The sequence below is a fragment of the Pseudomonas fluorescens genome (genome assembly GCF_002022275.1).
Classification (GTDB): domain Bacteria; phylum Pseudomonadota; class Gammaproteobacteria; order Pseudomonadales; family Pseudomonadaceae; genus Aquipseudomonas; species Aquipseudomonas fluorescens_AJ.
In genome coordinates this window covers 109,410-123,383 of sequence record NZ_MSDF01000052.1, presented here as the reverse complement: position 1 = coordinate 123,383, position 13,974 = coordinate 109,410, and the positions used below count along the sequence as shown (strand labels likewise).

12 protein-coding genes are annotated in these 13,974 nt (G+C 61.2%); 4 read left to right on the top strand and 8 right to left on the bottom strand.

What is annotated here, in order from left to right; all coding sequences use genetic code 11:
- Window positions 1-30: 30 nt before the first annotated feature.
- The 6 genes from BFW87_RS25590 to BFW87_RS25565 form a co-directional block, all read right to left on the bottom strand.
- Window positions 31-798, bottom strand: a complete 768-nt coding sequence (locus BFW87_RS25590; RefSeq protein WP_078742487.1) for an amino acid ABC transporter ATP-binding protein — start codon at window positions 796-798, stop codon at window positions 31-33.
- Window positions 799-810: 12 nt separating this feature from the next.
- Window positions 811-1,455: an amino acid ABC transporter permease gene (locus BFW87_RS25585; protein ID WP_078742486.1), complete on the bottom strand. Its 645-nt coding sequence runs from the start codon at window positions 1,453-1,455 to the stop codon at window positions 811-813.
- Window positions 1,456-1,465: 10 nt separating this feature from the next.
- Window positions 1,466-2,122, bottom strand: coding sequence for an amino acid ABC transporter permease (locus tag BFW87_RS25580; protein WP_078742485.1), 657 nt, complete (start codon window positions 2,120-2,122; stop codon window positions 1,466-1,468).
- Window positions 2,119-3,504, bottom strand: coding sequence for an MmgE/PrpD family protein (locus tag BFW87_RS25575; protein WP_078742484.1), 1,386 nt, complete (start codon window positions 3,502-3,504; stop codon window positions 2,119-2,121). The genes BFW87_RS25580 and BFW87_RS25575 overlap by 4 nt, the downstream gene beginning before the upstream one ends.
- Window positions 3,505-3,506: 2 nt before the next feature.
- On the bottom strand, window positions 3,507-4,307 hold the full coding sequence (locus tag BFW87_RS25570) for a transporter substrate-binding domain-containing protein (protein WP_078742483.1): 801 nt from the start codon (window positions 4,305-4,307) through the stop codon (window positions 3,507-3,509).
- Between the two features lie 66 nt (window positions 4,308-4,373).
- The gene (locus BFW87_RS25565) at window positions 4,374-5,249 is read right to left on the bottom strand and encodes a MurR/RpiR family transcriptional regulator (protein ID WP_078742723.1); all 876 of its coding nucleotides are present in this window, start codon (window positions 5,247-5,249) and stop codon (window positions 4,374-4,376) included.
- A gap of 14 nt (window positions 5,250-5,263) precedes the next feature.
- On the opposite strand from BFW87_RS25565, the gene BFW87_RS31765 reads away from it, so the two are divergent.
- On the top strand, window positions 5,264-5,593 hold the full coding sequence (locus BFW87_RS31765; protein WP_139372502.1) for a hypothetical protein: 330 nt from the start codon (window positions 5,264-5,266) through the stop codon (window positions 5,591-5,593).
- A gap of 48 nt (window positions 5,594-5,641) precedes the next feature.
- Here the strand turns inward: BFW87_RS31765 and BFW87_RS25560 are convergent, their stop codons facing one another.
- Window positions 5,642-6,382: a glucose 1-dehydrogenase gene (locus tag BFW87_RS25560; RefSeq protein WP_078742482.1), complete on the bottom strand. Its 741-nt coding sequence runs from the start codon at window positions 6,380-6,382 to the stop codon at window positions 5,642-5,644.
- Entirely contained in the window at window positions 6,382-7,476 is a 1,095-nt protein-coding gene (locus BFW87_RS25555) for an alkene reductase (protein ID WP_254865949.1), read from the bottom strand. The genes BFW87_RS25560 and BFW87_RS25555 overlap by 1 nt, the downstream gene beginning before the upstream one ends.
- A 139-nt stretch (window positions 7,477-7,615) precedes the next feature.
- Between BFW87_RS25555 and BFW87_RS25550 the strand changes: the two genes are divergently transcribed.
- The 3 genes from BFW87_RS25550 (at window position 7,616) to BFW87_RS25540 (ending at window position 13,954) form a co-directional block, all read left to right on the top strand.
- Window positions 7,616-8,521, top strand: coding sequence for a LysR family transcriptional regulator (locus BFW87_RS25550; RefSeq protein WP_078742481.1), 906 nt, complete (start codon window positions 7,616-7,618; stop codon window positions 8,519-8,521).
- A gap of 282 nt (window positions 8,522-8,803) precedes the next feature.
- Window positions 8,804-10,645 carry a Hint domain-containing protein gene (locus BFW87_RS25545; RefSeq protein ID WP_078742480.1) on the top strand — a complete coding sequence of 614 codons (1,842 nt, stop codon included), beginning with the start codon at window positions 8,804-8,806 and terminating at the stop codon, window positions 10,643-10,645.
- Window positions 10,646-10,732: 87 nt separating this feature from the next.
- Complete coding sequence (locus BFW87_RS25540) at window positions 10,733-13,954, top strand: fibronectin type III domain-containing protein (RefSeq protein WP_078742479.1); 3,222 nt, start codon at window positions 10,733-10,735, stop codon at window positions 13,952-13,954.
- Window positions 13,955-13,974: the final 20 nt, after the last annotated feature.

Below are 13,974 nucleotides of genomic sequence, written 5' to 3'. Positions count from 1 at the left end.
GATGAATGCGTGAAATAAAGGGCTGGGCGGTCAAACGTCCATGGACAGGAACCGTCGCAACTCAGCGGTTTTCGGGGCGGTGAACAGGGTCTCGGGGTCGCCGGCTTCATGCGCGAGGCCCTGATGCATGAAAATCACCCGGTCACTGACCCGGCGTGCAAAGGCCATTTCGTGGGTGACCATGATCAACGTCATGCCCTCCTCCGCGAGGCCTTCGACGACGCTCAGCACCTCGCCAACCAGCTCGGGGTCGAGGGCTGAGGTGATCTCGTCGCAGAGCAAGACATGAGGGTTCATCGCCAGGGAGCGGGCGATCGCCACGCGCTGTTGCTGGCCTCCGGAAAGCTGGTCGGGGAAGGCATCAAACCGGTCGCCCAGCCCTACGCGGTCGAGCAGTTTGCGCGCCTGTTGTTCGGCGCCGGCACGGGAGGCTTTTTGCACCAGACGCGGGGCGAGCATCACGTTCTGCCCGGCACTCAGGTGCGGGAACAGGTTGAACCCCTGGAAAATCATCCCGACGTTCTGGCGCAGTTCGCGCATGGCCTGGCGGTCGTCGTGACGGATCGGCTGGCCATCGACCACAACGCTGCCTTCCTGGAAGGCTTCAAGCCCGTTCAGGCAGCGCAGCAGCGTGCTCTTGCCCGAACCGCTCTTGCCGATGATGCAGACCACTTCCTTGCGGGCGATCTGCAGGTCAACGCCCTTGAGCACTTCGTTGTTGCCAAAGCGTTTGCGCAGGCCGCGGATGTCCACCAGCGCAAAGTCGGCCCTGGGATCATGGGTGTGGGAGGGATTCATATCGGCAGGCCCCTATCGGCGAAGTTTCTGTTCAAGTACGCGGCTGTACCACGACAGCGGAAAGCACAGCGCGAAGTACATCAGCGCGACCGAGCCATAGATGACGAAGGGTTGGAACGTGGCGTTGGTGATGATCTGCCCGGCGCGGGTCATTTCGACGAAGCCGATGACCGAGGTCAGCGCCGTGGCCTTGACCACCTGCACCATGAAGCCGACGGTGGGTGCGATGCCGGCGCGCATCGCCTGGGGCAGAATCACGTAACGCATCTGTTCGCTGAAACTAAGCGCCAGGCTGGCGGAGGCTTCCCACTGGCCGAGGTGCACCGACTCGACGCTGCCCCGCCAGATCTCGGTGAGGTAGGCGCTGGCATACAGGGTCAGGCACACCGACGCGGCCACCAACGGCGTGGTCCTGACCCCGAACATGGCGAGGCCGAAATACACCAGGAACAATTGCAACAGCAGCGGCGTGCCCTGGAACAGTTGCACGTACAGCATCACCAGCCCGCGCACCAGGCGGTTGCCGGTCAGGCGCATGACCACCAGCAGCGCGCCCACCACCCCGCCACCGATGAACGCGATCAGCGACAGGCCGATGGTCCAGCGCATGGCCAACAACAGGTTGCGGGCGATATCCCAGGCAGAGAACTCGAACATGGGTTTTCCCTCAGCGACCGAAGATAAAGCGCGGACCGACCCAGTTCAGCAGGCGGCGCAAGGCGATGGCCAGCAGTAGGTACAAGCCCGCGACCACGATGTAGGTTTCGAAATTGCGGAACGAGTTGCTGGCGATCTGGTTGGCGGCGTAGGTCAGCTCTTCGGTGGAGATCTGGCTGCACACCGCCGAGCCGAGCATGATGATCACCATCTGGCCCACCAGCGCCGGCCACACGCGCTTGAGTGCCGGCGGCAGGATCACCCGGGAGAAAATCTGCCAGCGGTCCAGCGCCAGGCTTTGGGCCGCTTCGATCTGCCCATCCGGCGTGGCCTCGATGCCCGAGCGCGCGATCTCGCTGACATAGGCCGCGAGGTTGATCACGTTGGCCAGGATCGCGGCGGTCAGTGCGGTCATTTTCAGCCCCAGGGCCGGCAGCCCGAAGAAGATGAAGAACAACTGAATGATGAATGGGGTATTGCGGATCAGCTCGACGTACAGCCCCACTGTCCAGCGCGCCCACCCAGGCCCTTTGCTGCGCACCAGCCCGCAGGCGATGCCGAGCGCGGTGCCAAACACCGCCGACAACAGCGTGAGGCACACCGTCAACAGCAACCCGTTCAGCAACAACGGCCATTGCGTCAGTACCACAGAAAAATCCAGTGTCATGAGTCGGTCTGCTCCAGCGCATGTGAGTAAGGCAGGAGGCAGCGAACCCTGGGGATACGCTCCAGCTGTTCCAGATATTCAAGCAATGCCTGCGCCTGAGCGGCGGGCATTCGCGGTGTGGCGCAGGCCATGAACTTGTCGTGCAGTTGGGCCCGGGACAGCGGGTTGACTGCCGAGCCCAGGGGCCGTGCGCAAAACCCTTCAACGCTGCCACCGTCAGTGCGCACAACCTTGACCCATGCGCCTTCCGGGGCCTGATCCAGCCGCTCAGTGCTCCAGCGATCGCTGCTGTGCAAGCGCACCCGCTGCATCAGGCGTTGCATGTCCGGGCGGTTGATGATTTTCGGCGTCAGCGCCGCGAGGGTGATGTCCCCCAGCAGGCACGTGCTGGCCATGGCGAAGGGCATGCTGAATTGCGCTTGCTGGCGCTGGGTGGGCGAGTTGTGGGTCAGGTTCTGAATCACAATGGGCGGGACGTCGCAGATGATTTCGGCGATGTCCGTAAGCGCTACCGCGCCGCTCCCGAGCAGGTCCTTCAAGGCATCCACGGCCGCATGGGATGACAGGCAAAGCGGGATGCGCTTGATGTCGACGCCCGGATCCAGCAGGTTCCAGTGCGCCCCCGGCAGAGGCAACGCCTTGAGTACGCCCGCGTTGAACATCGCCGCCAGGCCATTGGCATGTTCGACGATATCCACCGGCCCGCGACTGCCCTGCTCCGCCAGCAACGCCGCGATCACGCCCGCCTCGCTGGTGCGCCCGGCCATCAGGGCCTTGGCGTCGGTACCAAAACAGGCCTTCGTGGCGGCCGTACTGGAGAGTGCAATCCCCAGCGCTGAAGCCGTGCGTACGGCGTCAAGCCCGAGGGCATGGCATGCCGCCGCGCAGGCCCCCACCACGCCGAGCAACCCGGTGGTCCACCAGCGACGTTCATAGAGTTGCCGCGTCAACGCCTTGGCCAGTGCGTACTCACACTCGGCCCCCACCACGAACGCCGTCAGCAATGCTGCGCCGTCCAGGTCACGCATCTGCGTCACGGCCAAGGCCGCCGGCATGATCACCACCGAGCCATGGACGACGCCCGGGTAGCAGTTGTCGTCAAAATCCAGCGCATGCCCGGCCGTCGCGTTGACGAAGGCCGCTGCCGGTGCGCTGAGGCATTCGGCATGCCCCGGCAACGCTGAATGCCCGGCGGCGCTGACGGCGAGGCTGATGGATCGCGCCTGGTTGGCGACGTCACTGTGACTGCCCGCCAGCATGACCCCGAGCGTATCGATCATGCAGCGCTTGGCGGCGTGCTGCGCCGCCAGCGGAACCTGCTCCAGGCGCACGCTCGAGCTCCAGCGCGAGAGCGCAACGAGGGTTGGGGTCACGTCGCTCATGGTTACTCTGGAAGCTCACCGGCCGGGGCTCCCAGCCATTTTTGCGAAATCGCGTCCAGTGTCCCGTCGGCCTTCGCCGCCCGAATGATCTCGTTGACCTTGGCCCGCAACTCGGGCTGGTCCTTGTTCATGCCGATGTAGTTCGGCGAGTTGGACAGCACCACTTTGAGCGCGATGTCCAGTTTCGGGTTTTTCTGCTTGAGGGAGGCCGCGACCGTGGTGCCGATGGCAACCATTTGGGTCTGGCCCGACATGAACGCAGAAATGGTGCTGTTGTTGTCCTCAAAACGCTTGGCCACGGCCAGTGGCGCGGTGTCGGTCAGCTCGCGGTCCTGCATCGAGCCGCGGGTAACCGACACCGATTTGCCGGCCATGTCGGCCAGGGACTTGACCGGTAATCCAGTGGCACCAAACACCGCGTCGAAGAACGGCGAGTAGGCGATGCTGTAGTCGATCACCTTCTCGCGCTCGGGGGTCTTGCCCAACGACGAGATGGTGAAATCGGCCTTGCCCGACTGGATATAGGCCACCCGGTTAGGCGCGGTGACAGGCACCAGCTCAAGTTTCACTCCCAGCTTGTCCGCCATCAGGTTGGCGACGTCGATATCCAGGCCCTGGGGCATCATGTCGGGGCCCACGTATCCGTACGGCGGGTAGTCCACCGGCACGGCCACGCGCAGCTCTTTGCTGTCAAGAATGTGCTTTAGCGCATCCCCGGCCTGTACAAACGGGCTGGAGAACACTGCGCAGAGGGCGGTCACGAGGAGGGTTGTCTTAAACGGCTGGCGCGGGTTCAGGTTCATGCGGGTGCTCCAAGGATTAAATGGCTCAGGATTCGAAAACAGCGGCGGGTTAAGGCGATCAACCGTTCACCCAAGGTCCCACCACTCACCGAGGCTCAGCAGTTGTTCTTCGGTGTGGGTGACCGAGGCTTCGGTGTTCTGGCTGGAGCTGGCCGACATCAACGCCACCAGGATTTCGCTGACCAACATGGCCGGCACGATGGTGTCGTAGAAGGACGGTGTCTGGTTTTTCACAATGATGGTTGCCGCCGCCAACCGGGCGGTGGGCGACGTGACACTGTCGGTGATGGCGATGACGCGCACGCCCTGCTGGTGCAGGTAATTGGTCAAGGTGATCAGGCGCCGCGAATAGCGCGGCAAACTGCACACCAGCGCCACATCCTTCGGGCTGGTCTGGTTGATGATCGACATCACGCCGCTTTCGCCGGCCCCTTCAACCAGACGCACGTTCTTCGCGAAATACGAGGCCACGTGGGAGAACTGAAACGCCACGCCGAACGATGAGCGCATGCCCAGGCAATAGACCTGACGGGCACCCGCCAGCAGAGCCACCGCACGGGAAATCGATTCGAGGTTGTCCTGGCTGCACATCAACTGAATCTGTTCGATGGCGTTGTTGGCCATGTCCTCAATCACCCGGTGCGCGCCCACACGTTGCTTGAGTTCCACCAGGTCGTGGGCCCGGGAACCATAGGCGCTGTTGTGCCCGCGCAATGAATCGATGAACACTTCGCGCAGCTCGTCATACCCGGCCATGCCCACTCGTTTGGCCAGACGGGTCATGGTCGAAGGCGGCACATTGGCCAGGCGCGAAAGATCGCGCATGGACATCACCGCGACCTCGTGCGGGTTATCCAGAATGAAACTGGCGGCAGCGCGCTCCTGCCGGGGGAAGGTGTCGAACTGCTGTTTCAGCTGTGCGCAAAGACGCTCACGGTCCATCGGCATAACCACGAATGACTGCGGAAGATGCAGGTGAAATTGCAACAGCTGTGCCAGAAAAAATTCGAGTGATTCAAATGAACCATTATTCGCAGCGCATGTATTGGCGCAGGTGGCACGCGCTCAGTCGCCTGCCACCCAAATTCGATTGGCCTGATTCATTCTTTGATTCGTGTGAATCGGCGCGCGGTGCAAGGCATTGCCTTTACGACCGGCAAATTCTATGGGCAACCGACTTATCGCGCGTTTCAATGGTGCAGCGCACCCCTGTGGTGCAGGGAGAAGGCATGGTGGGTTTGTCCAATCGCCATGTGCATCAGCACCATGGCGATTGGACTGGGTGATCAGTCAGGCTTAACTTCCGTGCGCCTGACTAAATGCACGTACTTGCCTCACAGCCCGCCACTGACAAGCAGCACGTCGCCCGTGATCCAGGCAGAGTCGTCCGACGCCAAAAACAATGCGACTGAAGCAATGTCTCCAGGCAACCCCATTCTGCCCAGCGGTGTGTCGTTGATGATGTGCTGGCTCATTTCGCTATTCGTCATGATCTGGCTGGTACCCTCAGTACGGGTAGGCCCTGGATTCAGGGTATTCACACGGATTTTCTGCCCGCCGAGCTCCTTGGCCAACACGCTGCCAATGGTTTCGATTGCGCTCTTGCTCGCAGCATAGACTGCTGAGCCAGGAGGCTTCATATGGGTTATGTTGGACCCAATGTTAATGACACTGCTTCCCTCACCCAAGTGTTTCGCCGCGGCCTGCGTCATCAACAAGGGCCCCAGCACATTTATATTAAAGCTCTTGTGAAAATGCTCTTGGGTGATATCCAGCAGCGGTGCGAACTCATAAATACCGGCGTTATTGACGAGAATGTCCAATCGGCCAAATTCCGCAACGGCCGCGTCAATGATCGCGATGGCATGTTCGGCATTGCTGACGTCACCCTTGACGGCAATGGCCTTGCCACCGCAAGTGAGGATCCCGGCTACCACCTTGTCAGCGTCGCTTTTGCTTGAGGCATAGTTCACCACTACCGAGGCGCCCTCTGCGGCGAACAACGCCGCAATCGCTGCACCGATGCCTTTGGACGCCCCCGTCACAACGGCAACTTTATTTTCCAATCGGCCCATCATGAATCCCCTTTAGCTGAAAGCGCCGGATAATCCGTATACCCCTTATCTGTGCCTCCTGCGTACAGCGTGGCCCGGTCCGCTTCATTGAAAGGCCCTCCCCTGTCAAATCGCACAGGCAAATCAGGATTGGCCAGGGCAAGGGTGCCGAACGCTACGAGGTCGGTACGTCCAGATTGAATCTCTTCCCCGGCCGTTTCCCGGGTATAGCCTCCGTTGGCAATGACCGTACCGGCAAAAAACCTGGCGTAGGTGGCCACGGTATCTTTCGGCCAGTCAGGAAACTCATCAAGAGGAAACAGCGGCTGCATCAATTGAAGGTACGCCAAAGGGAGCTTGTTCAGTGCCGTAATAAGGTGTTTATAAAGCGCCTCAGGATCACTGTCAGTCATGCCGTTATAGGTGTTGGAAGGCGACAGTTTGATACCCACACGCCGTTCGCCCCAAACCTCCATCAACGCCTGCAACACCTCCAGCGTAAAGCGCACTCTATTATCAATGCTGCCACCGTAGGAGTCCGTACGCTGGTTAGCAGCATCGACTAAAAATTGATTAGGCAAATAGCCGAAGGCCGCGTGTAACTCGACACCATCGAAACCCGCTATCCGCGCGTTCATCGCTGCAACTCGGTAGTCGCTTATCACCGTCTTTATCTCCTCGATGGTCAGTGCATGAGGCACCTCGAAATCCATCGGCCCATCACGGGTGAACGACTGCTGCCCTTCGATCCGGATCGCACTGGGCGCGACACCCGGCACACCTGCGCGAGCGCTTGAATGACCGGCTCGACCTGTATGCCAGAGTTGCGCATAGATAAGCCCTCCCTGGGCGTGCACCGCAGAGGTTACCTCGTACCACCCTTCGATCTGGTCCATCGTGTAAAGGCCGGGTGTATTCGGCACACCTTTGGCCCCTTCGGAAATGTTTATTGCCTCAGAGATAATCAACCCCATCGATGAGCGTTGGGTGTAATAAAGCGCGGCCAGATCACCGGGAACGCCATCGGCTCGCGCACGACTGCGGGTCATGGGGGCCATAACCACTCGATTACTCAACGCCAGAGCGCCAAGCTGATACGACTCGAGAATTTTCAAGGTGTATTCCTGTATTCATGGGGGCTTGCAGTCAGCAACGAGGTGCCTGCGACTGTGTTCTTTCACCTTAACAACGAAAACCCAACAGGAAGAGACTCGAAAACGTAGACAAAGGGTTCCAGATTTGGAACGCTGGCGCATGTTTGAAATCAACGATCTGCGCGTATTTATCCGCATTGCGGACCTGAAAAGTGTCTCGGCCGCCGCAAAATCCCTGGGAGCCCCGAAGTCTTCGGTGAGCCGCGCCATGGCGCGCCTGGAAAATATGGCGGGCGCCGCGCTTGTGGAGCGCTCGTCGCGCCATCTTCGGCTCACGGACGCGGGGCATTTGCTCTATCCACAAGCCTTGCAGATTCTTGAACGTGTCGAAGTCGCAATGAGTACGATGGTCGATCATGCCGGCGTACCCAGCGGTGTACTGCGGATCAATGCTCCCAGCGCCTTTAGCCGCTGCATCATCGCGCCCATGTTGCCGTCTTTCCTGAAGCGATATCCCTCCATTCTGGTAGAGATAGTGGCGACGGACGAGCGCATAAACATGCTTTCCGGGGAGTTCGATATCACCCTGCGCATCGGTGCCATGGCCGACTCGCTGCTCGTCGCGCGCCGGATCCGATCAACTGAGCTTTGGACCTGTGCGAGCCCCCGATACTTGAGTGAATGCGGCACGCCTCTCACCCTGAAGGATTTGCTCAGTCACAACTTGATTGGTCGTGCGGATCGATTAGTGTCCTGGTTTGCCGGAGACACCGCTTCAGACAAGTTGGCAACAGACACTCTCGGACGCGTCAAAACCCTCGACTCCGATATCGTTGAAAAAATATTGATACATGACGGTGGCATCGGGTTGCTCCCCGACTACCTGGCCAAGCCGGCAGTGGCGCGCGGAGAACTGGTGCATCTCTTTAGCGAACGCGCGCCTTTGCGTGCAGAGGTCTACGCGGTTTACGCCGATCACCACAGCCTCTCGACAAAGGTAAGGGTTTTCATCGACGCCCTGCTCCGTTCGATTGAAGATCTCGACTCGGCGGACGTCGATACCTGAAGCATCCAGGTTTGCGGTCAATGCGTGAATAAAACATGCCCTTTATGCCCGACTACCTTTTCGCGTAGGCGTGATCACCTGTGATGGTCAATACCCTGCGGAACTTGACGTCGCCGGACTTCATCTATGGGCTGTCGTCGTTTCAGCACTGAGTGTTCAGTGGTGCCCTGAAATATACATTTGCAGTTTGCTGGCCCCCGACTATATTTCTGAACGTCCAGCGCTCACAAGGAAATGCACTCGGTGCGATGAGCAGCTAGCCATAACTTCAGGGAAGACATCATGGCCACTCGCGATTTCGTTCGAGCTGTACGTAACGCTTTTCTCTCACTGGCCGTGCTCGTCACCGTGGCTACCGCTCCGGTCCAGGCCGCTGATACAGCCTCCACGCCCCAAGTGCTGAGCGCCGCGGCCATGGCTGATATCAAAGCCCTCGACCTGGAAGTCCAGCCGGGCATTCCACACCGCCTTGACCTGGCCAATCCGCTGCATTATCGCTACATCCTCGAAACCTACAAACGCGCCGGAAAAACCCCACAAAACTCGCCGCAGCTGTTCAAAACCCTGGAAAAGGGTCGTAACCTCGGCCTCGCCGAGCTGAAGAAAAGCGGCACCAAACCGCTGAAGGCGCTGGCGGTGAGCAATGAGAACAGCACCGATGGGATTGAGAATCTCAACTTCATCGCGACCTTTTCCCAAGACAACGGCGCGGCGTCTTCCAATCCCCAGACCAAGGCGCTGACTTCCAGCCAGCCGGGCTACCAGGCGACTGGGGTGTCTTCGGTGGTCGGCGGCACTTTCGCCACCAATATTGTCATGGAGCTGTACGAGGTCGATACCGGCATGGTCTACGCCAGCAAATCGCTCTCAGAGTACAATCAAGGCACCGACTTCCGGGTCCAGGTGGAAGGTCAGGTGCCCTCAACGAATGGCAACCCGACCACCAAGGCCAAGGCACTGTTCTACTACCTCCCGAAAAGCTCCGGGCCTGACGCTCCGCCGGTGATGTACATCCAGACCTACCAGGACACCGTCAATCCAACCAGCGCCTGCCTCAACCAGCCGAATTACTGCGTGCGCGACAACAAGGGCAACTGCACCGGCAGCTACGAAACCAGTTGTACCAACACCAAACCCAACACCACAGCGATCAAGCTGTGCTGGTACCGCGGCAGCCAGGGTGAGTGCGACTACTGGAACCCTACGGCGCACCCGACCAACTTCGTTTTTCCGTTGCAGGGTTCGGCGACCTACCCCAATACCGTGGTCTCTCCAGCAGTCGGTGTAACCTCGATCTATCTGCAGAACCCCAGCGGTGGCGGTTGCAAAGTTTACTTCCAGCAAGCCGGCGGCCTGGATCCGCAGTACTGGACGGTGAACGGCCAGACCATTTCCTGGAACTATCCAGCCTCAGCCTTCCCGAATACCGGTAACTGCATCGGCTACTACGACGGCACCGCAGCCAACCTGTGGGTCATCGCATACATCTCCCTCAACGGCAGTAGCACTCAAGACCCCCCGTTCGGCACCCTCAACTTTACCAGCGACCGCAGCAACATCGGCGTGCCTGGAGTGAGCATCATCCCGCCGCTGTTCATCATGCAGGGCTGCCTGGCTGAAGGTACCGAGATCACCTTGGCCGACGGCAGCAAGCGCGCGGTCGAAGCCTTCACCGGCAAGGGTGGAGAGTCGGTGAAGAGCGCTGACGGCATGAGCAGCGAAGTGCACGGCACCACCCAGGGCACCGAGCCACACCCGATGATCCGGATCAAGACCAATGCCGGGCAAAATGTTCTGGTTACCCGTACCCACCCGATGATTCTGGCCAACGGCCTACCTGCCCAGGCCCGCTCGCTGCGCATCGGTGACGAGCTGAAAACCCTTGAAGGCACTGCCATCATCACCTCCCTTACCCAGGAGCAGTACACCGGCAAGGTGCACAACCTGCTGACCCAAGCGTACCCGACCTCCGGCACCTACTACGCTGGCGGCTTACTCACCGGCGACGCCAACATGCAACAGGCACTGGCCACCGTGAACAGCCGTCCGCCACTGCGCAGTCCGGCGGAAATCCGCGCCACCCTTCCAAAGGAGTGGCTGCAGGACTTCGATAACGACCAATGACGCCCGCACGGGGAAGCATCAAGCTGTTTCCCCGCCGCCCCGTCTCTGCGGCTCTCTCCTTTTCCTGCCCGTTTTCCGGAGGCTCGCATGACCATCCATGCGCAAGCGCAATCCAGCAACAATGACCCTGTCATCGTGTCCGCCATCTATGACGGCAGCAGCGTACGAGTCACCTGGACTCCGTCGGCCGATACCTCGGTCACCGGCTACATCATCCAGCTCGCTTGGTTGGGAGCCGGCGAACCGGTGCTGGCTTACCAAAGCACGGTTCTCGACGGACGCTTACTCAATATCGGGAGCCTGCCCCTGAGCGGGCCGCTCAATACCAACGTCGCCTACCAGGTGGTGGTCCAGGCGCAATGGGGCAATACTGCCGGGCAGAACAGCGCACCGGTGATCCTGCCAACCGCGCGGCCGACCCTGAAGGAGGCGCTGTATGACGGCAACGCCCTGCGGGTGGAATGGGAAACGTCCTGGCAGGCGGCGGGCGGTTACCAGATCATCGTGCTGGCCAAGAGTATCGGTACCCTCTACACCATCCCCGTCAGTGGTGCGCAAAGCCGCTCCGCGGTGGTCGCAAATGCCGAGCTCGGCGGCGGTCTGGCTGACGGTGGCGAGTGGGTGGTAAGCGTTGCTGCGGTCGGAGAAAACAGCGCCAGCGCACGCTCTAACGAGGCAAGTTTTCCGGCCAAGTCGATGGTCCGCCCAGTGTTGGGCAGAACCAACCTGTACCGCGACGGTAACCATATCGTTGCGCGCTGGAGCGATAGCAATGCTGCCGAAATAGTCCGCTATCGACTCAGTGCCATCAACCTGGCGAGCGCTACCTGCTACGGCATCGATATCCCCTTCGGAGATGCCAGCAACGCAACCCTGCCTCTGCCCGCGGCCCTGGCCGACAGCGAAAGTTTCCAACTCTCGGTCACGGCCTTTACCTCCAGCGGCGCAGGCTTGGTCAGCCCACTGGTCGCCATCGTCTCAACCCGGCCGGTTTTAACTGGCGTGGACTATGCCGGTACCGCGCTGAACCTCACGTGGTCGTTGCCCTACAACCCTACGGTCACAGGCTTTACCCTGCAGGCCGTGTCGCTGTCCAGCGGGCAGAGTTTTTCCGCCAGCGTCAGCAACGCCACAGCCACTTCCGGCAGCATTCCCCTGAATGCGCCACTGGACAGCAGCCAACTCTGGGTTGCCCAGATCATCGCCAACAACAACGGCGGCGTCGGTGCTGAAGGTGAGCTATTACCTATCGTTACAGGCAGCGCCAGCGTCACAAGTCTAGTGGTCGTCGCCGATGGCGGCAGTGTGGATATCAGCTGGCAGGCGCCTGTATCGCTCACTGAGGCCGATTCCACCACCGTAAGCCTGCTGCTCAACGGTACTGCCGTAAGCGATCTCAACGTCGACGGCAATACGGCGCGACTGACCCTGCCGGTCAACCCCAACGGTGCGTCCCTGACCATCGTCCTGACTCCGGCCAAGGGTGTGGTACGCAACAGTTGCGCCACGGCCTTGGGCGTACCAGTCTCGATCCCTCAGATAAGCGGCTGGGACACCGATGCAGTGAGTGGCAGCGGCACCCTGAGCTGGGCAGCGCTGAGCGGTGCCCCCGGCTACCGCCTGAGCCTGCCCGGCGGTCAGCACCTCGACCAGACCGGTACCAGCATTGTCCTTACTCCTGCACAGCTGGCCAGCGGCGGCAGTCCGGCACAGGTCACCGTGCGCAGCGCCGGGGTGGTCAATGGCTGCACCTTCGTCGGCCCTGCCAGTGCGTCTTTTACCCTGGCCAGCACCCCCGTGCGGGATGTCGAGGTGGACTATGACGGCGCGACCCTCAGTGCCCGCTGGAGCGCCGTGAACGAGGGCCGGACTTACCGGATTTCAGTGCTGAAATCAGTGACCGGCACCACCAGCGTCGACCAGGTGTTTACCTCCAGCGCCGGGATGCTCGAGCAAAGCTGGGCCTACGCCCCGAGTAACCCCGAAGCCAGCCTGAGCGTGGTGGTCCAGGCCGACCAGCCGGTGCTCGGCGCCCACAATATTGGCCCATCCAGCCGCGCTTCGGACCTGTATCGCAGTGCCTTCATTCCATCGGCGCAAGCCGCATCGACCAGCTTCCCTCATCTGATCCCGGCGCGGGCCCTGAGCACCGCGCTAAGTGGCACCGCACCGACCGCAGCGCTGACCCTGTACCTGCCGCAGATCGGCAAAACCGGCAGCCTCAGCGGCCTGCCAATCAGCAACGGCCCGTTTACCCTGGCGCAGGCCTCTGGCACCACCTACCCCTACAGTCTTGCCATCGCCTCCAGTGGCACCGACTCGCCCTGGACCTTCGACAGCCAACCCTTGCGCAGCGGCCTGCTGAAAGCCTACGTGGCCTTTCTCCAGACGCTGGAAAACGCCGGTGCCGCAGCCTGGGGCATCATCGCCGTGCAGGACGCGCTGGCACGGGTAATGCCGCAAACCTTCGAGGAGTCGCTGTATTACGGCTTTGGCCTGTCATTCCCCTCCCCCGATACCGGGGCCACTCTCGGCTCGGTGGACCTGCGTCCGGGAATGATTCTGCGGATTGCTGCCAGCCCTTTCCAGACGATCTCTTCAAGCGCCTCGGATCTGAAGTGGAGCAACGGCTACATCGCCGGGCCGACGGTGGACTACCCGGTTGGCCAGTTCGTCGACAGCTCGGGCAGTATCAGCACCGGCTGGGACTCATTTATCGGCCAGTTGGTCAGCGGCGGCGCACTCTCGGTCAACCCGCCACCAGCCCATGACAGCACCCAGCAGATGGGTGGGGTTGCGGATGCCGCCGACCTGTACTTTCCGGCTTTCATCGCCCCTTTTTACCGTCTGTTCTCGCCGTCTGCCCTTGCCAGTGCCAGTGACCCGGCAATCACCACCACGACCAACAATTTCACCCTTGCCGCAGCCGCGAGCTTCACTGCACTGAACAGCGCGAGCAATGTGCCTGGCGGTACCGTGCCGGTTGCCTTCTTCCGCGGTCGCGCGGTGCCGAAGGCGTGCCTGCGTGTCAGCCTTGATGGCACGCCTCTGGTGGTGCCGGTGGGCACTACCGTGGCCAACCTGCTGGCCTTGGCCGGACGCATGCCGGTGCCGGCGGCGCTACCGGTGCACGGAGTGCGCGTGCTCCGCGGGTTGGGCGCCGCCGTGCTGGATCCGGCAGCGGCCCTGGGCACCGGCGCCTGGCCGTTGCGCCTGGACTGGAGCGGGCTGGGCAGCTATGCCCCGGGCTGGACACCGCTGGCCGTACCGCTGCTGCCGGGTGATGCCGTTATCACCACTCAGCCCTGATCCATCACCGCATCGCGGCA

Excerpts from the sequence above, each read along its gene's own strand:
- BFW87_RS25580 (WP_078742485.1), bottom strand. The coding sequence starts at position 2,122 with ATGACACTGGATTTTTCTGTGGTACTGACGCAATGGCCGTTGTTGCTG.
- BFW87_RS25545 (WP_078742480.1), top strand. The coding sequence starts at position 8,804 with ATGGCCACTCGCGATTTCGTTCGAGCTGTACGTAACGCTTTTCTCTCA.
- BFW87_RS25590 (WP_078742487.1), bottom strand. The coding sequence starts at position 798 with ATGAATCCCTCCCACACCCATGATCCCAGGGCCGACTTTGCGCTGGTG.
- BFW87_RS25565 (WP_078742723.1), bottom strand. The coding sequence starts at position 5,249 with ATGGACCGTGAGCGTCTTTGCGCACAGCTGAAACAGCAGTTCGACACC.
- BFW87_RS31765 (WP_139372502.1), top strand. The coding sequence starts at position 5,264 with ATGACTGCGGAAGATGCAGGTGAAATTGCAACAGCTGTGCCAGAAAAA.
- BFW87_RS25550 (WP_078742481.1), top strand. The coding sequence starts at position 7,616 with ATGTTTGAAATCAACGATCTGCGCGTATTTATCCGCATTGCGGACCTG.
- BFW87_RS25585 (WP_078742486.1), bottom strand. The coding sequence starts at position 1,455 with ATGTTCGAGTTCTCTGCCTGGGATATCGCCCGCAACCTGTTGTTGGCC.
- BFW87_RS25540 (WP_078742479.1), top strand. The coding sequence starts at position 10,733 with ATGACCATCCATGCGCAAGCGCAATCCAGCAACAATGACCCTGTCATC.
- BFW87_RS25570 (WP_078742483.1), bottom strand. The coding sequence starts at position 4,307 with ATGAACCTGAACCCGCGCCAGCCGTTTAAGACAACCCTCCTCGTGACC.
- BFW87_RS25575 (WP_078742484.1), bottom strand. The coding sequence starts at position 3,504 with ATGAGCGACGTGACCCCAACCCTCGTTGCGCTCTCGCGCTGGAGCTCG.
- BFW87_RS25560 (WP_078742482.1), bottom strand. The coding sequence starts at position 6,382 with ATGGGCCGATTGGAAAATAAAGTTGCCGTTGTGACGGGGGCGTCCAAA.